Here is a 22,315-nt window from a genome sequence, read left to right as displayed (position 1 = left end):
CATCACAAAATGACAAATACCTTCTCTGTTTGGTTGCTGGCGGCGCGTTTGCGAACATTGCCGCTCGCCTGCTCTTCTATCCTGCTGGGCTCGGGGCTGGCTGCCAGTCGTGGTGCCTTCGATGGCACCATCATGGCGCTCTCCCTGCTGACCGCCATCCTGCTGCAGATCCTCTCCAATCTGGCCAACGATTACGGCGATGCGGTCTCCGGCGCTGACAACGGTGAGCGGATCGGCCCGCAGCGGGCGGTGGTCTCCGGTCTTATCACCAAAAAGCAGATGTGCGTGGCGATGGGGCTGACTGCGCTGGCGGCGGTGGCCAGTGGCCTGCTGCTGCTGGGCTGTGCCTTCGGCGGCCAGTGGCTGCAGATTTTGGCATTTGTGGTGCTGGGTGGCGCGGCCATTGTCGCGGCGGTGACCTACACCGTCGGCAAGACCCCTTACGGCTATCGCGGGTTTGGCGATATCTCGGTGTTCCTCTTCTTCGGCCTGCTAGGGGTGCTCGGCTCCTACTACCTCTTCACCAAGACGCTGGAGTGGGATCTGCTGCTGCCCGCCACCGCCTGTGGCCTGCTGGCCACCGCCGTGCTCAATATCAACAATGTGCGCGACATCGAGACAGACGCCGCCAGCGGCAAGATCACCCTGGCGGTGCGCCTTGGCCGCAATCGCGCCATCGCTTATCACTGGGTACTGTTGGGGGCGGCGCTGCTGGCAACCATCGCCTTTATCCTGATCCAGCCCGCCAGTTTCTGGCCGTGGATCTTCCTGCCCGCCATGAAGCCTCTCAGCGATGCGGCCAAGACTCTTCGCGAAAGCTACGATGGCGAGGTGCTGACCGGTTCCCTCAAGAAGACCGCCATCAGCGCATTTCTGTTCAGCCTGCTGCTCTCCATCGGGTTGGCGCTCTCCTGACAGCTGGTCGCAGCTCGCCAAGGTGAACAATGAAAAGGGCTCCCGATATGGGATAATGCCGATCAGTTAAGGATCCATTGACCGATCCTCCTGATGTGTGAAAATCCGAAACCTGTTGATTGGTTTCGGATTTTTTATGCGTATCGACCAGGCTCTTGATTTCCTCCACGCCAGCAATGCTGCCCAGTTTGAGTCACTCTCTGACCTCATTCCTCCCGAGCTCATCATGACGCTGCTCGGCGAAGAGGGCGTCGCTACCCTGCGCCGTCGCCGCATGCCCATGGAGCGTCTGGTCTGGGCCATCATCGGCATGGCCATCTTCCGCCACGCCCCCCATGACCCAGCTGGTCAATCAGCTCGATATCCTCTTGCCCGGTGACCGCCCCTTCGTTGCCCCCAGCGCCTTCCTGCAAGCTCGCCAAAAGCTTGGCCACAAGAGCATTGGGCGCCTGTTTCACGAGACCGCCGTAGGCTGGCACCAGCAGGCTAATCACCCCGGTTGGGCCGGGCTGCAACTGCTCGCCGTCGATGGCGTGATGTGGCGCACATCCGATACCCCGGATAATGCCGCCGCCTTTGCCAAGCCCAGTACCCGGCATGGCGAGACCGCCTATCCGCAGGTGCGCATGCTCTGTCAGATGGAGCTGACCAGCCACCTGCTCACGCAAGCCGTCATGGAGAGCTGCGCCGTCAACGAGATGGTTCTGGCCGAGCAACTCATCGCGCGCACACCGGACCACTCGCTCACCCTGTTCGACAAGGGGTTTTACTCCCTCGGCCTGCTCCACGCCTGGCAAACCACCGGCTGTGAGCGGCACTGGTTGCTGCCGCTCAAAAAGGCCACCCAATACGAGATGGTGCGCAAACTGGGGCGCCAGGATGCACTGGTCTTGCTGAAAACCAGCCCACAGGCGAGGAAGAAGTGGCCGCACCTGCCGGATACAGTGGAAGCCCGCTTGCTGACCCGCAACATCAGCGGCAAGTGTTGACCTCAATGGTCGACCCGATGCGCTTTCCGAGCGCCGATATTGTCGAGCTCTACAGCCATCGCTGAGAAATCGAGTTGGGCTATCGGGAGATGAAGCACAGCCTGCAACAACACCGGCTGACCCTGCGCAGCAAGAAGGCGACGGGGATACGGCAAGAGCTGTGGGGCGTGCTGCTGGCGTATAACCTGCTGCGCAGCCAGATGGTAAAGATGGCGGCGAGTCTGAAGGGATACACGGCGAGCCAGCTGAGTTTTCACATGGCATCGGTGTGCCTCATCCATGAACTGAGCTGCATGCCGTACCTGTCACCTGGGAGTATCCCGAAGCGGGTGGCAGAGCTGGAGAAACAGACGGAGCAGTTTGTGTTACCGGAGCGAAGGGAGCGGAGTTACCCCCGCTGCGTGAAGCCAAGGCAACAGAGGTATAGTGTGAAAAAAGCCAATAAAAACAATGCCAGTCAGGCTTAACTGACTGGCATTAACCTTGCGGTCGCCTTTTTCATGTCCAATAGCGGCTATCAGCTTTTGGCTTTTGCCGTGGCAGGCATCAGACCCTGGTTCACTTCCACCAGGTCCTGCGCTTCCAGAATACCGGCAGCCTGTTTCAGGCTCAGGATATTGAGAATGTAGTTGTAACGGGCTTCGGAGAGCTTCTGCTTGGCCTCGTACAGCTTGCGAGTGGAGTCCAGCACGTCGACGATGGTACGGGTACCCACTTCGTAACCGGCTTCGGTCGCCTTCAGGGCGCTGTCGGCGGAGACCACAGACTGGCTGTAGGCACGTACCGAGCCGATGCTGGCGTTCACGTTGTTGTAGGAGGAGCGCACTGTGCTCTGCACAGAGCGGAAGTTCTTCTCCAGCAGTTCGCTGGCCGCTACGTAGTTGTATTGAGCCTGCTTCACCTTGGAGCTGGTGGCGCCACCGCTGTAGATGGGCAGCTTGAAGGTCAGACCGATATTGGCCTGATTGTCATTGCCGCCCGGAATGCTATCCAGCTTGTAATCGGTATTGCTGGTTTGCAGTCCGGCACCCAGATCCAGCGTCGGCTCATGGCCGGTTTTGGCCAGATCAATCTGCTCCTTGGCAATGTCCTTGCTGATGCGGGCACTGTGCAGTTGCAGGTTCTTGTCCAGCGCCAGCTCCAGCCACTTGTCGGAGCCGAAGGCGGTCTTCTGCGGGCTGAAACGATCAGTGTTCAGCACGTCCAGATTGCGGTGATCGATACCGGTCAGCTCGCGCAGGGTCTCGTAGCTGTTGTCCAGCGAGTTTTCGGCATTTATCTCGTCAGCCAGTGCCTGGTCACGGGAGGCTTCTGCTTCATGGACGTCGGTGATGGCGGTCAGGCCCACTTCGAAACGCTGCTGGGTTTGCTCCAGCTGACGCTCTACCGCAACCTTGTTGGCACGGACGAACTCCAGGGTATCCATCGCCTTGAGCACATCAAAGTAGGCTTTGGCGGTGCGCACCATCAGGTTCTGGATTTCGAGGTTGTAGGCAACATCTGACTGGGTGGCCTGCTTCTCGCTGATATCCAGATTGACCCAGTTGCTGCGACGATAGAGGGATTGCGACAGCGTCACTTCACCCTTGGCGTTGGTATTGCTCTGGGTATCGTTCTTGTTTTGCAGATAATTGAGCCCGGCACCCAGATCGATCTGGGGCAGCAGAGGGGCACGGGATTCATTGATCTGCTCGAAGGCTTTATCGCGAACGGCTTTGGACTGCAGCAACTGCGGGTCTTTGATCTGGGCTTGCTGGTAGATGTCGAGCAGGTTTTCGGCATGGGCACCGGCACTGACGCCCAGCAACACCATGACTGACAAAAGTGTTCTTTTCATAGATCGTTTTAACCTTATGTAGTAACCCAAACTGGTTGCTGGAGAGGCAAATATTGTCACCGACCAAGCTTGATTGCAGCTTAATCACTCTACTATAAGCAAAATTTAATGCTAAGAGTCTCAGGTCCGGTGACGGGAACGTCAAGAACCGGACGCAGTTTTCTCCCCGCGTGCCTAGCCAAATGGTCTGTGGCTGCTAAAATCCACCCCTCATTACCATGGCACGCCGAGTGAATGAACGTTCATTCATGTTCCTCGGATTTTATGGTCAAACTGATACAAGTCAAGCTGACGGGAGCCCCGGATGTCGCAGCAACCCTTGCCGCAAGATCGGCATTACGCCGCCGATGATGTGAAAATCATTGAAAAATCAGCTGGATATAACGGCTTCTTCAAGGTGAATGTCTATCGTTTGCAGCATCGGTTATTTGCAGGCGGCTGGAACCAGCCCATCGTGCGCGAGCTGTTCGAGCGGGGCCATGCCGCCGCGCTGCTGCCCTATGATCCGGTACGCGACCAGATCGTGCTGGTGGAGCAGTTCCGCATCGGCGCCATGGAGACCAGTCCGACCCCCTGGCTGCTGGAGCTGGTGGCCGGCATTATCGACGAAGGCGAGACCGCCGAGGCGGTGGTGCGCCGCGAAGCGGTGGAAGAGGCCGGGATCGAGGTGGCCCGCTGCGAGCATGCCATCAGCTATCTGGTGAGCCCGGGCGGCAGCACCGAGCGGATCGAGGTCTTTGTGGGCGAGGTGGATGCCAGCAAGGCCGAGGGACTGCACGGTCTGGCTGATGAGGGCGAGGATATCCGGGTGCACGTGGTGAGCCGCGAACAGGCCTACGCCTGGCTCAAAGAGGGACGTATCGACAATGCTGCCTCGGTCATTGCCCTGCAGTGGTTGGCCCTCAACCATGGCGAGCTGCGCGCCCGCTGGCTGGCGGATCGCTGAGGTGGCGCTGACCCTGCAACAGAGCAGGCGCTATGTGCCTGATCTGATGTCCTTGCAGCGTACCTGCGAGGTCAATTACATGGCGTTGATGAAACTGCTGCCGCCTGATGGGGAAGTCGGGGCCGAGCGCCGCTATCGGGTCGGCAACGATCTGCAGTTCCAGCTCACCATCATTGGCGAGAGTCGCTTCACCAATCAGGTGATCCTGAGCCAGCACAACCCCGAATTGCCCGAATATTTACAAGCTCAGATAGAGATTCGTTTGTATCATGATGTGCGGATGGCGGAAGTGTGTGCAGCGCAACAGATTTCCCGTTTGCAACCACGTTATGATTATCCCAATAAAAAGATGCACCAGCGGGACGAAAAGGAGCAGGTAAATCTGTTTCTGGCCGAATGGCTAAAATTTTGTCTCAGACATGGTACCAGCCCGATCAATATCTCCAGTTGAACAAATAAAAAGAAGCGTGATTTTGGAAACAGAGCTCCCCCAGGCGCAGGACGGCAGTGTGCGCCTGTTGCAAATTACCGACACCCACCTCTTCGCGAGTGCCGAAGGGCGGCTGTTGGCTGTGCGCACCGCAGAGAGTCTGGCCGCCGTGCTGGAACAGGTGCAGGCCAATGAACACCCCTACGAGGTGATTCTGGCGACCGGCGATCTGTCGCAGGATCACAGCCCGGAATCCTATCAGCGTTTCGCCTCCATGATGGCGCCCCTGGGCCGTCCCATCTACTGGCTGCCCGGCAATCACGATGACAGCCCGCTGATGACCGAATATCTCCATGCCGCCGGGATCAGCGAATCCAAGCAGCTGGTGGGCGAGCACTGGCAGGTGATCCTGCTCGACACCCAGGTGCGCGGCAAACCCCACGGCATGATTGGCGATCACCAGCTGGCCGCCCTCGACCGTGCCCTGCGTCAATATCCTGATCGCCACGCCCTTATCACCCTGCACCATCAGGCGGTGCCGGTGGGCTGCGCCTGGCTGGATCAGCACAATCTCAAGAATGCCGATGACCTGTTCGCCGTGCTGGCCCGTCATCCGCAGCAGAAGACCATCCTGTTCGGCCACGTTCATCAGGAGTTTGACGAGGTGCACCGCGGGGTGCGGCTGATTGCCAGCCCCTCCACCTGCATTCAGTTCAAACCGCTATCCGACGGCTTCGCGCTGGATGAATCCGGCCCGGGCTGGCGCTATCTCACCCTCTATCCGGATGGGCGGGTGGCCAGCGAGGTGTGGCGCCTGCCGGTGGGACAGTTTGTGCCCGACCCCAACGCCACCGGTTATTGAGGAGAGCATTCCATGAAGTCGGTTCTCCTTTATCTGCACGGTTTCAACTCCTCACCGGGCTCCGCCAAGGCGCAGCAGATGGCTGCCTGGGTGGCCGCCAATCGGCCCGACATCGAGGTGATCATTCCGGCTCAGCCCAATACGCCGGCGGCGGCTTGGGCGGCTATCGAACAGACCATTGCCGATCTGCAGAGTCGTTATGGTAGTGAATTCAAGCTCGGTGCCGTGGGTAGTTCCCTTGGTGGCTTTATGGCGACCCGGGTGAGCGAGCAGTACGGCTGCCGCGCCGCGCTGATCAATCCGGCGGTGCGCCCGCACGAGCTGCTCTGTGACTACCTTGGCCCCCAGACCAATCCCTATACCGGGGAGCAGTACGAACTGCGGCCTGAACATATGGATGAGCTGCGGGCACTGGCGGTACCGGTGACGGCGCCGGAGCGGCTCTGGATCCTGCAACAGCAGGGGGATGAGGTGCTCGACTACCGCAAGGCGCTGGATGAATACCGTTTTGCCCGCCTTTCGCTGGAGTGCGGCGGCAACCACGCCTTTGTCGCGTTCGAGCGCTACCCCGCCCAGATCATCCGTTTCCTCGGGTTATAGTCAGGTTTGAGTCAATAAGGGCGGTCTCGCCCTGCTTGTTCTTCTCCAGATCAAGCTTTCGGTGCGGGGAGTTTGTTCTACCCCCGCCTAGCAGTTAAGATTCCCTCCAAACGTCAATTCGCAAGGCCCTCCATGTCTACTCAATACAATGCGGATGCCATTGAGGTCCTCAATGGCCTTGAGCCGGTGCGTCGCCGCCCCGGCATGTATACCGACACCACCCGGCCCAATCACCTCGGCCAGGAGGTCATCGACAACAGCGTCGATGAAGCGCTGGCAGGTCACGCCCGCAATCTGGAGGTGATCCTGCATGAAGACCAGTCCCTCGAAGTGATCGACGACGGCCGCGGCATGCCGGTCGATATCCACCCGGAAGAGGGGGTCAGCGGGGTGGAGCTGATCCTCTGCAAGCTGCACGCGGGCGGCAAATTCTCCAACAAGAACTACCAGTTCTCCGGCGGTCTGCACGGGGTGGGTATTTCGGTCGTAAACGCCCTCTCCGATCGGGTCGAGGTGACGGTGCGTCGCGACGGTCAGGTCTACGACATCGCCTTCGAGCGTGGCGAGAAGGTGCAGGAGCTGACCATCACCGGCACCTGCGGTCGTCGCAACACCGGCACCCGGGTGCGCTTCTGGCCGCAGGCGAGCTACTTTGATTCGCCCAAATTCTCGGTCACCAAGCTGGAACACCTGCTCAAAGCCAAGGCCGTACTCTGCCCCGGCCTCACCATCAAGTTCCTCGACAAGAACACCGGCATCAAGCTGGAGTGGTGCTACGAAGATGGCCTCAAGGATTATCTGGTCGACGCGGTCAAGCAGTTCACCTGCCTGCCGGAGCAGCCCTTTATCGGCTCGTTCAGCTCCGAACAATCGGCGGTGGACTGGGCGCTCTGCTGGTTGCCGGAAGGGGGCGAATGCCTCGCCGAATCCTATGTGAACCTCATTCCCACCGCGCAGGGCGGCACCCACGTCAACGGTCTGCGTCAGGGCCTGCTCGACGCCATGCGCGAGTTCTGCGAGTTCCGCAATCTGTTGCCGCGCGGGGTCAAGCTGACTCCGGAAGATATCTGGGATCGCTGCGCCTACATCCTCTCCATCAAGATGCAGGATCCGCAGTTCGCCGGTCAGACCAAGGAGCGCCTCTCCTCCCGCCAGAGCTCGGCGTTTGTCTCCGGCGTGGTGAAGGATGCCTTCAGCCTCTATCTGAACAGCAACACCGAGCTGGCGGAGCAGATCGCCGAGATCTGTATCTCCAGCGCCCAGCGCCGGATGCGCGCCGCCAAGACGGTGGTGCGCAAGAAGATTACCCAGGGCCCGGCGCTGCCCGGCAAGTTGACTGACTGTAACTGCGCCGACCCCATGCAGGGGGAGCTGTTCCTGGTGGAGGGTGACTCTGCGGGCGGCAGCGCCAAGCAGGCGCGGGATCGCGAGTTTCAGGCCATCATGCCCCTGCGCGGCAAGATCCTGAACACCTGGGAGGTGGAGGCCGGTCAGGTGCTCGCCTCGCAAGAAGTTCACGATATCTCGGTCGCTATCGGGCTCGACCCCGACTCCGAGGATCTCAGCGGCCTGCGCTACGGCAAGGTGTGCATCCTCGCGGATGCGGACTCGGACGGTCTGCACATCGCCACCCTGCTCTGCGCCCTCTTCGTGAAGCACTTCCGCGCGCTGGTGGAGAAGGGCCACGTCTATGTCGCCATGCCGCCGCTTTACCGGATCGATATCGGTAAAGAGGTCTACTACGCCCTCGATGAGGACGAGAAGAATGGCGTGCTGCAGCGGGTCGAAGCCGAGAAGAAGAAAGGCAAGGTGATGGTGACCCGATTCAAGGGCTTGGGCGAAATGAACCCGAAACAGCTGCGGGAAACCACCATGGATCCCAACACCCGCCGTCTGGTGCAGCTCACCATGGATCCGGCAGGGGAGAGTGAAGGGGATGCGGCTGACGAGACCCTGCAGCTGATGGACATGCTGCTGGCCAAGAAGCGGGCGGGTGATCGCCGTGAGTGGCTGGAAGAGAAGGGCAACCTCGCCATCATCTAAGCCGTCGGCTGGCCCGCACAGGGCCAGCAAGCATTTAGCCGGAGTCGCCCTGTGGCGGCTCCCGAACCGAAAGAGAAAATCACATGAGTGATGCTATCGAGCTCAGTCTGGACGGGGTAGAGCGCCAGCCAATGCGCACCTTTACCGAACAGGCTTACTTGAACTACTCCATGTACGTCATCATGGATCGAGCCTTGCCGCATATCGGCGATGGCCTCAAACCGGTGCAGCGGCGCATCATCTACGCCATGAGCGAGCTGGGGCTGTCGGCGCTCTCCAAGCACAAGAAGTCAGCCCGTACCGTGGGTGACGTGCTGGGTAAGTACCACCCCCACGGCGACAGCGCCTGTTATGAAGCCATGGTGCTGATGGCCCAGCCCTTCTCCTATCGCTATCCGCTGGTGGACGGTCAGGGCAACTGGGGTGCGCCGGACGATCCCAAATCCTTCGCTGCGATGCGTTATACCGAGGCGCGTCTGTCGCGCTTCTCCGAGCTGCTGCTCTCGGAGCTCGGTCAGGGCACGGTGGAGTGGACGCCGAACTTCGACGGCACCATGAAGGAGCCGGTGGTGCTGCCCGCCCGCCTGCCACACATCCTGCTCAACGGGGTGACCGGTATCGCGGTGGGCATGGCGACCGACATCCCGCCCCACAACGCGCGGGAAGTGGCCTACGCCTGTGCCGAGCTGCTCGACAACCCCAATGCGGGGCTGGATGCGTTGATGCAGCACATTCAGGGGCCGGACTACCCGACCAACGCCGAGATCATCACCCCGCGCGATGACATCCGCAAAATCTACGAGACCGGCAAGGGCTCCATCAAGCAGCGGGCGGTCTGGAGCGAGGAGGATGGCGACATCGTCATCACAGCGCTGCCTCATCAGGCCTCCGGCGCCAAGATCATGGAGCAGATCGCCGCCCAGATGGTGGCGAAAAAGCTGCCGATGGTCACCGATCTGCGCGATGAATCGGACCACGAGAACCCGACCCGTCTGGTGATCGTGCCGCGCTCCAACCGGGTGGATGTGGAGGGGCTGATGGCCCATTTGTTCGCCACCACGGATCTGGAGAAGAACTACCGGGTTAACCTCAACATCCTCGGCCTCGACAACCGGCCGCAGGTGAAGTGCCTCAAGACCATCCTCAGCGAGTGGATCCAGTTCCGTCGCGAGACAGTGCGTCGCCGCTTGCAGTTCCGCCTCGACAAGGTGCTGGCTCGCCTGCACATCCTCGAAGGTTTGCTGATCGCCTATCTCAACATCGACGAGGTGATCGAGATCATCCGTACCGAGGATGAGCCGGGCAAGGTGATGGTGGAGCGCTTCAACATTACCGAGACCCAGGCCGAAGCGATCCTCGAGCTGAAACTGCGCCATCTGGCCAAGCTCGAAGAGTTCAAGCTGCGCGCCGAACAGAACGAACTGGCCGAAGAGCGCGACAAGCTGGAGCTCATTCTGGGCTCCGAGCGTCGCCTCAACACCCTGCTCAAGAAAGAGCTGCTGGCCGATGCCGAGAAGTACGGCGACGATCGCCGCACCCCGCTGGTGGAGCGTGCCACCGCCGTGGCGCTGACCGAGAAAGAGCTTATTCCCAGCGAACCGGTCACCGTCATTCTCTCCGACAAGGGGTGGGTGCGCGCCGCCAAGGGCCACGACGTGGATGTCGAGGGGCTCTCCTACAAGGCGGGGGACAGCTATCTGGCCCACGCCTGTGGCCGCAGCAACCAGCAGGCGGTGTTCCTCTCCACGTTGGGGAGAACCTACGCCCTCGAATCCCACACCTTGCCATCCGCCCGCAGTCAGGGCGAACCGCTCACCGGCCGCTTTGCGCTGGGGGCAGGGGAAGAGGTGCGCCATCTGGTGATGGGCAACGAAGGCGAGCCGTATCTGATCGCCAGCGACGCCGGTTACGGCTTTGTCTGCACTTATGACGATCTCATCGGCAAGAACAAGAACGGCAAGGCGCTGCTCACCGTGCCGGAAGGGGGTCTGGTGATGGCACCCCAGAAGATTGGCTCGCCAGAGACCGATCTCTGCATGGCCATCTCCAACGAAGGGCGCATGCTGCTGTTCCCGCTCAATACCTTGCCGGTGCTCGGCAAGGGCAAGGGCAACAAGCTCATCAGCATTCCGTCGGCTCGGGTGAAAGCACGGGAAGAGTTTGTGGTGATGGCCGCCGTCATCCCGCAGGGCCAGTCGGTCACCCTGTTTGCCGGCAAGCGCAAGCTGACTCTCAAACCCTCTGATCTCGACTACTACCGCGGCGAGCGCGGCCGTCGTGGTGCCAAGCTGCCCCGCGGTTTGCAGCGAGTCGATCGCATCGAGATTGAACCCGCCGCCGGTGCTGAACCGGTAGCCGGGGAAAATCAGGAAGGGTAATTAATAGAGAAGGGAGCGATTGGTCGCTCCCTTCTATTTATGCGTAAAGTGTAGATTATTGATGTATTTGCATCCAAAGCTCTGATGCTGCAGTTTCTATTTCTAAGTATGACTTTGGTATTAGCGGGGATCTAATTGGTGCTTTTGATTTGTCCCATTCTAAGATCGCACCACCTTTATCTTTACGTTTCAGTTTGGAACCACCACCTAAACTCATGGAAAAAAGATCAAGAAATCGACGTGGGCCAATACCAATAAACGGTTCAAATGCTACTGTATCTTGATTAGATGAAGCTAAGTCTTCGAACTCAGAGATCAATTTAATGGACTCGGAGTGAAAATCTAAAGCTCTACTTTTGGGATATGGTTCTACATAGACAACACGTTTAATACCACTGGCTATAATATGTTTAGCACAATTGTGACAAGGGAATGTTGTGCAATAAATAGTTGAGTCATTAGTGGAAATGCCAGCTCTGCCGCAAGAAAGTAAAGCATCCATTTCGGCATGAACTACACGCCCAAATTCGGTGAGGTCGGAAATTTTACTATCTTTCAAAATCTTTATGATGTCTAGTTTGTTTTCTTCTTTTAATAAACCTTTGTTTAGAAGATTTACTGCAATCTCACCTATTATTTCTGATTGGGCTTGCTTGTTGGAATCACCCTCTCTCATATAGTCTTTTCCATCTGGGTGATCTTCTACTTTTCCTGTTTTGGGGTCTACCTCAGCCCAATATAATCCCCCGCCTGATTTTGGTACATCATTTGCTCCTGTTGCAATAATCTGTTGCTCTCTACTTATTACAGCACCAACCTGTCGTGACAAATCTCCTGAACGAACAGAACTGTTAAAAGCCATGAACATAGCAAATTCATCAAAGGTTGGGTTTTTGTATGGGTTGGAGAATATCAACTCCAGAAAACGTTGCAGTCCATTTTTTACTTGATCGTTATTACTACCTAAGTTAAGGAAGAAGTCAGATAAATGATAGGTATCACGGGTTTTTTGTCCATGGTCAACACTTTCATCCTCGTCAATTTTTATGAGCTCATTAGCTTCGTTTTGATTTAAACCTTTATCTTCACACAAGTGTTGTCTACGTCTTTTTTCATCTGCATGTATTCCAATTAGGTAGAAACCGTCACCATATATTTTTCGTAAAAACTCCACCTCGCTAGGGTGTTTTAATGAATTGACTATATAAGCTGTCTTGGACGTGTTTGTAGTTCTCGATTTTGATATTTCTTTGGCAACGCCTGCAGATAGAATTGCATTGTTTCTGCTCTTTTCTCGAAGGCTATCTCCAGCATCCATATAATGTTTAATTCTGGCGTACTCGTTAGTATTACCATGGTAAGTAGGTAGAATACTTGAGACGCGAATATCTTTAACTGTATAACCGAACCCTTGTAGCCTATCTGTCAATGGGTCGGTTACTCTTTTGTATTCTGTACCTACTGCGCTGACAATCCCAATTATTAACTCACTCTCATTGACACCTTTTGTTAAGTACTCAAGCTCTAAAGATAGAGGTTGAGATTCTTTGTTGTTATTTTCATTTGGCCTTGAGTCAGTGAGTGCATCAACAGAAACACTTGGGAATGCACTTAATTGTTGGTTTTCGCTAGGGTATAATAGATTAGGGACTTCTGTTTCTAGTTTATATTTTTCAGGGTTTTTCCCTTGGAATTGTATAGAGCCTGTAGTTTCAAACCAGTTCATGACCCCATGGCCGAGCCGAAATACTTTTTTATTATGTTGGCTTTCATCCCAAGTTCCGTTTAAAGAACGTAGTCGTTCTTTCAAAACATCAAAAGAGCTCGTAAACTTTAATGCCATATTATCTACCTCGTGAGTTCCATTCCAGTGTTGAAAATAATCAATGAGGTCATTTTCATTATCTTTATACTCTATCTCGAGTGTGGCTTTGTCTGAAGCTTTTAGGGCTAAAGGTGTGAGCTGGCTCGGCATATCCATGAGACTGTTGATTTGATTCGTCCTGTAGGTCTGATTAGCGAAGCGTAATCAGACGATCGCGAAAACCGGTTGCCGTAATTCTACCGGTGTTCCAGCTGATCTCTTCTCTATGTCCATAGCCACCGGGATTGCGGTGCGGACGATTACGCTTCGCTAATCGACCCTACTTCTCTCTGTTTTCTTTAACGTCCTGCTGCTTGTCGGTGGTTTGCTCCCTTCATCCCCGACCCTTCTCCCCTTATCTATGGCAAAGAGTGGGAGCAGAGATCGCAGCCATTGATAGTGACCGTGGAATGGCGTGATAGCTAAGCCTGACAGCTACGGCTACAGAGTGGCAGGTGCAGATCCCCTCTCCCCTTGGGAGAGGGTTAGGGGGAGGGAAAGCTGACAATAGGGCAAACGCCGCAATAGGTGCCAGGTTGCCAACCTGAAAAAGAGCCATCCATCCCGCCAAAAGAGAGGGCCCCGCCATCCATGATGGCGGGGCCCTTCGCATTATCAGCCGCGTTGCTGATTCAACCGTCCGCATTGGCAGGGGCCAATAAAATGGCTGGCTCGAATCCAATTAGCCAGGAATGGCGGTCGCCGCTGGTGGCGGGGTGATTTTCGAGGCGATCAGCAGGCGCAGGCGGGGCACCAGCAGTAGCAACACCACGCCGCCCGCCAGCGAGCCCCAGCCGAGCATATTGAATACCGAGCTGTAACCCGGGTTGGTGGCGACCGGGGTGCTGCCGATATTTTGCGGCATGGCGCCGGAGACATAGCCCGCCAGTACCGAGGCAACGCCGGTCACCATCATCCAGCAGCCCATCATCAAGCCTTGCAGGCTGGCGGGGGCCAGCTTGCCAATCATGGCGTAACCGATGGGGGAGATTAGCAGCTCGCCAAAGCTCTGCAGCACATAGCTGATGGCGATCCACTTGAAGGCGACCAGCCCGTCGGCCCCCGCTAGATGGATGCCGAGCGGTAGCACCAGCATGCCGAGCCCCATGCAGAACAGGGAGGCGGCAAACTGGGAGGGGATGTCGATATTCCACCCCTGTTCGCGCAGTCGCTTGAACAGCAGCGCCATCAGCGGGCCACCGATGACGATGACGAGGGTGTTGATGTTCTGGATCCACTGGGGGGCGACCCGCAGCCCGAACACGTTGAGGTTGATGTTGTGCTCGGAGAAGAGCATCAGCCCCATGGGCGCCAGCTGGTAGAGCGACCAGAAGATGAGGGAGCCAAGGGCGAGGATCAGGTAGGCCACCATGCGGCTGCGCTCGGCGGCGTCCGGGTGGCGGGCTGCCATCACGCAGAGCAGCACCAGCACCACGGCCCCTAGGATCAGCACGAAGCTGCCGCTGAAGCTGGCGTGGGTCAGCAGCAGACGCAGCGCTGGCACCAGCATGGCCAGAATGGCGATACCCGCCAGCATGCGGCGGTAGAAGCCGCTCCCTTTGATATGGCGCAGCGGGGTGCTGATATCCGCCAGAATCGGCCAGCAGGCGAAGGTAGCGATGATGGCAATGATGTTGCCCAGCGTCGCAAACAGGAACAGGGTGCGGTAATCCTCGGTGAGCTGGAAGTAGCCCGCCACCGTGAAGCCGATAAAGAAGCCCAGATTCATCCCGGCGTAGTTCCACAGGAAGGCGCTCTCGCGGCGGTGATCATCCGGGGCGAAGCGCTGGGTCAGCATCATATTGAGGCAGGTGACGTTGAGGCCGCTGCCGGTAAGGAACATGGCGAGCCCCCAGTAGAGGCCGGTGATCCCCATCTCGGCGATGAAGTAGCAGCCGATCACCTGCAGCACCATCCCCATCACGAACAGGTTGCGGTTGCTGAGGTAGCGCCCGCCGAGATAACCGCCAAACAGGTGCAGGCCATAGTTGAAGGCCCCGAAGACCCCCATCATGGCGTTGGCCTGGGATTCGCTAAAGCCGAGCCGCTTGGTGGCGTAGAGCACCAGCGTGGAGTAGAGCACGGCAAACCCCAGGGTCGAGAAGGTCTGGATAAAGAACAGCGCCCCGGAGCCGGGGGGAATGGTGGGGTGTTGATTCGAAGCGCTCACGGTCTGTCTCCTGTGAGAGAAGAAAGTCATAACTCGTCCTGAGAGCGTACCGGTCTGCTGCCGGCTAGCCTTGTGCGCTTCCATGCTGGTCTGAAGGCCGGTCTGTCATTTAGCGGCCAAGCGGTACAAATAGCCATACCTGAAATTTAATCCGGCGCGATTAATTGCTTTTTATTGATCTATTCCGCCTTTTTATGCGCGATTGAGCCGTGGTTTTAGCTCGGCTTACCACGCGATTGCGGCACGGTTGATGTGATCCAGTCGGCTATTTGGTGCCGATTATTGCGCTGTAGCGGGATCTGTGTCCCGCTTTGTTGTCCCGAAACGTAGCTGGCGCCAAGCGGTTGTATCGCAGGTTGTTTATTCATCTTCGGGCGTTGAGTGAATAAATATCGGTAAGAGAAGGGACAGCCCCGGGGTGACTTTCGCGTGTTACCTATCTGCTTGGGAGAGGGTGAGGGGAGGATAGAACAACGCCCGGCGGGCCGGGCGTTGTGGTGCGACTGATGGGCGGCGAAAGCGGCCTTAGAAGTCGTGGTAGAGCGGCCAGCCGAGCAGCGGGTGCTTGAGACCGGCGCGCATCTCGATGTTGTCGAGCTTCTCCGGCGAGGCGTTCTCTTTTTGCAGCAGCTGGTACTGGCGCACAAAGCCGAGGGTGTGGAGCAGATTGGGCACAAAGCCCGGGCTCAGCTCCTGGCGCAGGGCGGCGGCCATGTCGGCGGGCAGCGCGCTCAGCATCAGGGCGAGCTGGGCGGCGAGGTAGTCAGTGTCGTACCAGTTCTCGTCGAGCTCAATCTCCCGCGCCAGTTTGCGCTTGAGATCCTGCTTCACCTTGAGCGGGGCGGCGCCACTGCCCTTGCCGCAGAGGATGCGGTAGAGCAGCGCTTCAGCCAGCTTGTCCTCCATGGTGGGGTGGTCGCTCTCGCAGGCGAAGAAGTGCTGGTCGATGAGTTCCATCAGGCGGCTCTTGTTGTGCTCGGCCAGCGCCTTCTCGTACTCCTGCCACCCTTGCCACTCCTCCACATCGGGGGGGCTCGAGATCTTGTCCAAGAGCCGCGCATCCACATCACCGTAGAGGCTGTTGCCAGTCTGCTTGGGGCTGACGGTAATGAGCATCGACCAGCCCTTCTGGAACGGCTTGATGGGGCCTTCCGGCGCCTGCAGCAGCGCCAGCGCCTTGGCCGGATCCCGCGCCGAGAGCTCCTGCAGGCCGAGGCTCACCACGCCGATGACGTCGTGGGCCGCCTGCTCCAGCAGGTGCATCTTGTACTTGTTGTAGTACTTGTCGGCGAATTTGAGGCTCATCAGCACCGCCTTGCCCTTGATGGCGGCCAGCTGCTGCTGACTCAAGAGTTCGTTGTCGCGGCCAAAGCGCAGCACCTGAGTCAGAAAGGGGCCCTGGTTGGCATCGCGAATGACTAACTGCATGAATGGGCTCCTTAATCCAGAAAGCTGAACATGTCGTCGACGTCGCCGTACTCGTCTTCCTCGACCTTGTTCTTCTCTTTGGCCTGCATCACCAGCTCGGCGGCAAACTTGTTGATGATGCCGTCCCAGGTTGAGTGCTCGTTGCGCAGCAGCGCCTTGATGGCTTTCTCCACCTCGGGGGCCAGCTCGCGAATGAGCATCAAGAGGCTGCGCGGGTCATCCAGCGCGTAGTCGTGGACATCCTCGCTCTGCTGGCGCTCGCTGTAGCGCAAGGACTCTTCGAGATCTTCCTCTTCGGCGTGCAGCACGTCGCGATAGCCTTCGTCCTCTTCATAGCGATCGCCGCGATAGAACTCGATAAAGGGGATGGCGAGGTAGAAGAGACCGGCCGGATCTTCGGCCACGCACTCGAGGATCTCGCGCTGCTTGGCTTCGCTATCCTGGGTGCGGATCAGGTAGTTGAGGAAGTCGAAGGTGTGCTGTTGCAGCTCGTCGGCGTTGTTCTTGATCGCCTCTTCCCAATAGAGCGGCTGCTGGCAGACGATGTCACGGATCCGCTCCGGGGTCATCAGCTCGGAGATGATGGAGGGGAAGGAGATATCGTGCTGGCCGTTAATCTGGGTCAGGGTGACGATATCAATGTTTTCAATCACTTCTGCCAGCTGGTCGTCAGACATGGTCTTGGCGATCAGCTCGAACTTCTCGCTGGCCTGCTTCGGCTCGATAACGGCCAGCTCTTTGATCTCGATGGCGGTAATTTCTATCAGACTGTTGCTCATGCCTTGCCCCAATTAGAAACGGACTTCGTCGTACATATCCTGATCGCCGTCGTCATCACCATAGCGGTCACTGCCGCCATGGTAGTCGGCGTCGGCATCTTCCCCGTCTTCATCTTCTTCGTCGCGCAGCTCATAGTCGTCATCACCGCGGTGGCTGCCGCGCGGCAGCGGGTTGTCGAGCAGGAACAGCACGGCGCAGGCTTCCATCAGCTGATCTTCGCTCTGGGCCCGCACCGCCTTGACCAGCGGCAGGGCGGCGTTGTTGAAGCCGACGCTCATCTTGAACTCGTCCCAGCTTGGCTGCTCGCCGCTGGTGAGCCACTTGTTCCACTGCGACTTGGCCTTGGCCGGGAACTGCACCCGGCCATAGAGGGCCAGCGGCAGATACTCGGGCATAAACTCCAGCATGCTCATATCGGCCAGCAGCAGGCTCTTCATCTGGTCGGTGAACTGTTCCAGCCCCTTGGGGTCGTCCTGATCCCGGTAGGATTCGATGTTTTCGCTGGCATCGCTTTGCAGCGACTTGAGCCGCGCCTGGTCCCATCTCTTTTGCATAGTTGCTCTTTCTGCCTGCTGTTTCAGGGGTAGAACTGATCCCACATCTCCTGCATGGCGGAGGCGGGGTCGGTAACGATGACGTTGTTGAAATCCTTGATAAAGGCGGCCCGCTGCTTCGGATCGGACAGCACTTCATAGGCCTGCTTTACCTGGTGCAGCTTGATGGCTGCCTGCTCTTTCTCTTCTTCACTGGCCCCGTGCAGCTTGTCGGGGTGGTACTGGTTCGACAGCCGACGATAGGCTTTCTTGATGTCGTTTTCGCTGGCGTTGGACTTGACGCCCAGCACCCGAAAGTAGTTGTTCATGGCAGATCCTGCATCACTGGCATCATAGGATTCACGCTGCGAGTGCCTGATGGTGGGGATTGGCAAACCAGGCACGGCAAAAACCCGTCATTTTAACGGAAACAGCCCGCCAACGCGATGAGTTGGGCGATCAATTAACGGGCGAAATGAAGAGGGGTCAGTTGAGTGCCTATTGTTGCCAGTCGGTCTGGCCAGTGCAAGGGCGGCGGGGCAAAAGCGATGAAAAAACGGGCAGGAAGGGGGCGGGCGGCAGGCCGGGGCGAGGCTGCCGCCGCAGGGGCTACTCCTCCCAGAAGGAGGCAGAGGTGTGGTAGATCATCTTCTTGCTCATCCCGCCATCGACCACCAGATTGGCGCCGTTGATAAAGTCGTTGCGGGGATCCGCCAGAAAGAGGCAGGCGCGGGTGATGTCGTCGGGGCGACCGACTCGGCCACTCGGGTGCTGGCGATGATCCGCCTCGGTCAGGGTGTGGTAATCCTCCGCCTGGATCCAGCCCGGACTGATGGCATTGACCGTGACGGGGTAGTCGGCCAGCGAGTTGGCGAGGGACTGGGTGAGGGCGACCAGCGCCCCTTTGGAGGCGCCGTAGGCATCCCAACCCGGTTCGTTCTGCTGCCAGCGGGTGGAGGCAATATTGATGATGCGGCCATAGGACAACCCGTGGTTGGCCTTCACAAAGGCGCGGGCGCAGAGCATGGAGCCGCGCACATTGACCGTCATCACCTGATCGAACTGGGCTGCGCTCAGCTCCTCGAAGCGGGTGTGGAACTTGCTGATGGCGCCGTTGTTGATCAGCAGATGGATGCCACCATGTTGTGCGCGCACCTCGGCAAAGAGGCGTTCGATGGCCTGCTCATCCCGCAAATCGAGCGGATGAAAGTGGATCTCGGGATGGTCAAAAGCGTGAGGGGCCAGATCGGTGGCGATCACCCGATAACCCGCCTCGGCCAGTCCGATGCAGAGCTGGCGGCCAATCCCGCCAGCGGCGCCGGTGACCAGTGCAATTTGGGGTTGGTTGGTCAGCTCGTTCATTGTGCCGCTCCATTGCGTGCCCGCAGCACCTTGATGAGGGCTGACACCTCCTGCTGACCAAACCCTTGCGCCACCCCTTCCTCAAACAGATCGGCGGCAAAACGCGGGAAGCGGCTATCGATCCCGGCATCGGTGGCGTGACCGGCGAGGCGGCTGATGGCGGCGCTCCAGGTTTTCAGGCTGGCGTAGGGGTGATCGAAATCGCCGCTCGCCAGCGTCTTGCCCAGGTGGGCCACATCGCCCCCCAAAATCGGGGAAAGTTCGCTGAACTGGGCGCACACCTTGGCCACCGGCAACCCTTCCGCCTCGCAGATCAGCGCCCCGTGCAGAGCACCGAGCAGGCCACCGGCAAAGTAGGCGGCGACGGCACAATCTTGCGCCGCGGCGGCGCCCACCGCCTCGGCCACATGGTCGAGGGTAGGGGCGAGCAGGCGCAGCACCGGCTCTGCCTCGCTAAAGGCCGCGATGGCCCCCGAGCAGATGATGCTGGCATCACTGGTGCCGATCTGATCCGGGAAGCAGAGGATGGCGCCATCGAGATAGCGAGCGCCGCGGGCGTGGCTCCAACTCTCCAGCGCTCTGGCCCCCTGCGGGCTGCCGGTGGAGAGCTGCACTAGCAGCTTGCCCGCCACGGCGTCGCTCGCCTCATCCAGCAGCTGCTGGCTGACGGCGTAGTTATCGACGCAGACAAGGGTGATATCGCTTGCGGCGATGGCCGCGCCAACCGAAGGGGCGAGTGTCGCACCCTGCGCTTGCAGCGGGGCTGCCTTGGCGGCGCTGCGATTCCAGACGGTGACCGGATGGCCCGCCTTGAGCAAGGTGGTGGCGAGGGCGGAGCCCATGGCCCCGAGGCCGATGACAGAGAGATGGCGCATGATGGCTCCTGGCTGTGTTGATAGACGCTGATATAGAGAATTGGGATGCCTTGTGGCAGGTAAGCCACTATATTTGCCCCGTGTCGCCGTGAAAAATGGCTTTTATGACTGTCTGGTATAGGTGAATTCTATGGATGTGCGAACCCTGCGTGCGTTTGTCGCTGTCTTCGAGGAGCGCAACATCACGGCGGCGGCCACCCGCCTTTTCATTACCCAGCCCACCCTCTCCACCACCATCAAGACGCTGGAGGATGAGCTGGGGGTGACCCTGTTTGTGCGGCAGGCGCGCGGGGTGGAGGGGACTGAAGCGGCGCACCGGCTCTATCCCCGTGCCAAGCGGCTGATCGCCGATACCGACTCCCTCGCCCGCGAGTTTCGTGAAACCTCCCCCTGCCTCGAGCTGACGGTGGGGATTGAGGCAGACCTTGGCGATGGCGTGGTGGGGGCGCTGGTGCAAGGGGCGCTCGCCCACGAGGAGATCCTGCTGACTCTGGAGGAGGGCTGCTGTGGCGATGTGCGGCTGGGCTGCGAATCCCTGCGCTGTGGCGACGAGCTCTTTATCCCCCTGCTGGAGGAGGAGTTCGTGCTGGTGCTGCCACCGGCTCACCCGCTGGCTGGCAAGGGGGCGCTCACCCCGACAGCGTTGGCGGATGAACCCTGGGTCACCTGCCCGCGCCACGACTCCCACCTGCGGCTGATCGCCATCCTCGGCAATCAGGCGCCGCTCTATCCACGGCGGGCGGGCTCGCTGCGACTGGCGGCGACTATGGTGGTCGCCGGGGCGGGGATTGCCTGGTTGCCCCGTTCGCTTTGTTTGCCCGGTTGTTCGGTCGCCGAGCTGGCGGCCTCTTCCTTCAAGCGGCGGGTGGGGCTCTGCTACGCCCCCGATGCGTTGCGCTCGATAGCGGTAACTGCCCTACTGGAGCAGGTGCGCGGGATGCAGCTTCCCGCCTGATGTCGGGATAAAAATGTCAGGCATAAAAAAGGGCCATCCGGTTGGGATGGCCCTGTTGAGGCAATGTTGTTGCGTGGCTAGAGCGACGCCCACCAGAGCCGCAGTTGCAAGCCCCACTTCGAGCTCCAGCCGGTGGTGCTGCTCACAAGCGTCCCATCCCTGATGACGAGGAACGTCGGGGTGACGCCCACCTGCCACTGGGCAGCCAGATCCCCCGACTCGTCGTTGTGGGTCGGGAAGGTGAGCCCCTTCTTGCTCATCCCCTTGCCAAGCTGCTCTGCGTTGCCGGAGCGCAGCGCCACCGTCAGCACGTTTTCCCCCTCCTGCCAGAGCTGCTGCACGGTCGGGGTGGTGAAGCGGCAGACACTGCACCAGCTGGCCCAGTAGTAGACCAGCAGCGGCTTGCCGCGGCTCAGGGTGGCGAGATCCGTATTGGTGCCATCCTGCAGAGTGACGGGGGCGCTCATCGCCCCCTCAGGCAGGGTCGGGCTGCGCCACAGATCGAGCAGGGTCGAGATGACCAGTACCAGCAACAGCAGGCTGAGTGCCTCCTTGCCCCAGCGTCGCCAACGGGGTTGAGGGTTGGTGCTTGCCATCCCTTATCCCAGCTTGGCCAGTTCGGCCTTCACCAGCTGCTCCAGCTCCTCATAGGGAACGGCGCCCGGCACCAGCTGGTTGCCGATCAGGGTCGCCGGTGTGCCCTGCACCCCCAGAATGGTGCCGATACGCAGGCTGTTGCGCAGCTCTTCGGTCGCCTTCGGCACGGGCTTGAGCGCCACGTTGCCGGTGGCCGCCAGCGCCTTGTTGATATCCGCCTCGGTCAGCATCCCCTGCTTGCTCATCAGCTTGTCATGCAGGGCGAGGAAGCGGGCTGGATCCTGCTGCCACAGGGTCAGGCTGTACTGGGCCGCCTTGGCAGAACTCTGCCCCTTGAACGGCAGTAGCTTGATCACCAGTCCCAGATCGTCGGGATAGGCCTTGAGCAGCTTGGTCAGCCGGGGATCGAACTGCTTGCAGTAGGCGCAGTTGTAGTCGGTGAACAGCACCAGCGTCAGCTTGGGGTTTCTGGCGCCGAGGCGCGGGCTGGTTGGGCTGTTGAACAGCACATCCTTGTTGCCCTTGATGAAGTTGCCAAGCTGCGCCTGTTGGGCAGCCGCGTTCTGCTTCTCCCAGGATTCGGCCGCCTCGTCGAGGATCTTGGGGTTGGCGATCAGGGTCTCGCGGATCAGCTCCTTGATGCGGGCCTCCTGCTCCGGGGTGAAGGGGGCGGCGTGCAGGGCCGGAGCCAGCAGGGCCGCAGAAAGGGAGGCCAGCAGGGTCAGGGCGCTCAGAGTCGGTTTCATGGTTG

At 59.1% G+C, this 22,315-nt stretch carries 19 protein-coding genes and 1 pseudogene; 9 read left to right on the top strand and 11 right to left on the bottom strand.

The window, feature by feature from the left end; translation table 11 throughout:
• Nucleotides 1-9: 9 nt before the first annotated feature.
• Entirely contained in the window at nucleotides 10-915 is a 906-nt protein-coding gene (locus tag I6L47_RS11035) for a 1,4-dihydroxy-2-naphthoate polyprenyltransferase (RefSeq protein ID WP_005363134.1), read from the top strand.
• Nucleotides 916-1,051: 136 nt separating this feature from the next.
• Nucleotides 1,052-2,371, top strand: a pseudogene (locus I6L47_RS11030) (IS4 family transposase).
• A gap of 50 nt (nucleotides 2,372-2,421) precedes the next feature.
• Here the strand turns inward: I6L47_RS11030 and tolC are convergent.
• Complete coding sequence (tolC, locus tag I6L47_RS11025) at nucleotides 2,422-3,741, bottom strand: outer membrane channel protein TolC (protein WP_216947422.1); 1,320 nt, start codon at nucleotides 3,739-3,741, stop codon at nucleotides 2,422-2,424.
• A gap of 304 nt (nucleotides 3,742-4,045) precedes the next feature.
• Between tolC and nudF the strand changes: the two genes are divergently transcribed.
• The 6 genes from nudF to parC all read left to right on the top strand — a co-directional run bounded on the left by nudF (nucleotide 4,046) and on the right by parC (nucleotide 11,000).
• A complete protein-coding gene (gene nudF / locus I6L47_RS11020; protein WP_005335901.1) occupies nucleotides 4,046-4,687 on the top strand; it encodes an ADP-ribose diphosphatase in 642 nt (213 codons plus the stop codon).
• 1 nt (nucleotide 4,688) lies between these two features.
• A complete protein-coding gene (locus tag I6L47_RS11015) occupies nucleotides 4,689-5,138 on the top strand; it encodes a DUF1249 domain-containing protein (RefSeq protein ID WP_005335899.1) in 450 nt (149 codons plus the stop codon).
• 22 nt (nucleotides 5,139-5,160) lie between these two features.
• Nucleotides 5,161-5,979, top strand: coding sequence for a 3',5'-cyclic-AMP phosphodiesterase (cpdA, locus tag I6L47_RS11010; RefSeq protein WP_069526926.1), 819 nt, complete (start codon nucleotides 5,161-5,163; stop codon nucleotides 5,977-5,979).
• A 12-nt stretch (nucleotides 5,980-5,991) separates the two neighbouring features.
• Entirely contained in the window at nucleotides 5,992-6,579 is a 588-nt protein-coding gene (locus tag I6L47_RS11005) for a YqiA/YcfP family alpha/beta fold hydrolase (protein ID WP_216947421.1), read from the top strand.
• A gap of 132 nt (nucleotides 6,580-6,711) precedes the next feature.
• Nucleotides 6,712-8,622, top strand: coding sequence for a DNA topoisomerase IV subunit B (gene parE, locus I6L47_RS11000; RefSeq protein WP_204420236.1), 1,911 nt, complete (start codon nucleotides 6,712-6,714; stop codon nucleotides 8,620-8,622).
• Between the two features lie 83 nt (nucleotides 8,623-8,705).
• Nucleotides 8,706-11,000 carry a DNA topoisomerase IV subunit A gene (parC, locus tag I6L47_RS10995; protein WP_216947420.1) on the top strand — a complete coding sequence of 765 codons (2,295 nt, stop codon included), beginning with the start codon at nucleotides 8,706-8,708 and terminating at the stop codon, nucleotides 10,998-11,000.
• Between the two features lie 55 nt (nucleotides 11,001-11,055).
• Here parC and I6L47_RS10990 read toward each other — a convergent pair whose 3' ends face one another.
• From I6L47_RS10990 to I6L47_RS10955, 8 genes are all read right to left on the bottom strand, one after another.
• Nucleotides 11,056-12,981, bottom strand: coding sequence for an anti-phage dCTP deaminase (locus tag I6L47_RS10990; RefSeq protein WP_254204729.1), 1,926 nt, complete (start codon nucleotides 12,979-12,981; stop codon nucleotides 11,056-11,058).
• Between the two features lie 565 nt (nucleotides 12,982-13,546).
• On the bottom strand, nucleotides 13,547-15,034 hold the full coding sequence (locus I6L47_RS10985; protein ID WP_254204728.1) for a peptide MFS transporter: 1,488 nt from the start codon (nucleotides 15,032-15,034) through the stop codon (nucleotides 13,547-13,549).
• 525 nt (nucleotides 15,035-15,559) lie between these two features.
• The gene (locus tag I6L47_RS10980) at nucleotides 15,560-16,462 is read right to left on the bottom strand and encodes a hypothetical protein (RefSeq protein WP_216947418.1); all 903 of its coding nucleotides are present in this window, start codon (nucleotides 16,460-16,462) and stop codon (nucleotides 15,560-15,562) included.
• A gap of 11 nt (nucleotides 16,463-16,473) precedes the next feature.
• Nucleotides 16,474-17,241, bottom strand: a complete 768-nt coding sequence (locus tag I6L47_RS10975; protein ID WP_005335887.1) for a hypothetical protein — start codon at nucleotides 17,239-17,241, stop codon at nucleotides 16,474-16,476.
• 12 nt (nucleotides 17,242-17,253) lie between these two features.
• Nucleotides 17,254-17,796, bottom strand: coding sequence for a hypothetical protein (locus I6L47_RS10970; protein ID WP_216947417.1), 543 nt, complete (start codon nucleotides 17,794-17,796; stop codon nucleotides 17,254-17,256).
• Between the two features lie 23 nt (nucleotides 17,797-17,819).
• Nucleotides 17,820-18,104, bottom strand: a complete 285-nt coding sequence (locus tag I6L47_RS10965; protein ID WP_005343121.1) for a DnaJ domain-containing protein — start codon at nucleotides 18,102-18,104, stop codon at nucleotides 17,820-17,822.
• 280 nt (nucleotides 18,105-18,384) lie between these two features.
• Complete coding sequence (locus I6L47_RS10960; RefSeq protein WP_216947416.1) at nucleotides 18,385-19,137, bottom strand: SDR family NAD(P)-dependent oxidoreductase; 753 nt, start codon at nucleotides 19,135-19,137, stop codon at nucleotides 18,385-18,387.
• Nucleotides 19,134-20,012, bottom strand: a complete 879-nt coding sequence (locus tag I6L47_RS10955; RefSeq protein ID WP_216947415.1) for an NAD(P)-dependent oxidoreductase — start codon at nucleotides 20,010-20,012, stop codon at nucleotides 19,134-19,136. Before I6L47_RS10955 ends, I6L47_RS10960 begins: the two co-directional genes overlap by 4 nt.
• A gap of 130 nt (nucleotides 20,013-20,142) precedes the next feature.
• Between I6L47_RS10955 and I6L47_RS10950 the strand changes: the two genes are divergently transcribed.
• A complete protein-coding gene (locus I6L47_RS10950; protein ID WP_216947414.1) occupies nucleotides 20,143-20,967 on the top strand; it encodes a LysR family transcriptional regulator in 825 nt (274 codons plus the stop codon).
• 77 nt (nucleotides 20,968-21,044) lie between these two features.
• On the opposite strand, the gene I6L47_RS10945 is transcribed toward I6L47_RS10950, so the two are convergent.
• Nucleotides 21,045-21,563, bottom strand: coding sequence for a protein disulfide oxidoreductase (locus tag I6L47_RS10945; protein ID WP_216947413.1), 519 nt, complete (start codon nucleotides 21,561-21,563; stop codon nucleotides 21,045-21,047).
• A gap of 3 nt (nucleotides 21,564-21,566) precedes the next feature.
• Nucleotides 21,567-22,310: a DsbA family protein gene (locus tag I6L47_RS10940; protein WP_216947412.1), complete on the bottom strand. Its 744-nt coding sequence runs from the start codon at nucleotides 22,308-22,310 to the stop codon at nucleotides 21,567-21,569.
• Nucleotides 22,311-22,315: the final 5 nt, after the last annotated feature.

Origin of the sequence: Aeromonas sp. FDAARGOS 1417, assembly GCF_019046985.1 — a bacterium.
GTDB classification, from domain to species: Bacteria; Pseudomonadota; Gammaproteobacteria; order Enterobacterales; family Aeromonadaceae; genus Aeromonas; species Aeromonas veronii.
The sequence above is the reverse complement of the archived record's forward strand: the minus strand, read 5'-3'. Positions and strand labels throughout refer to the sequence as shown.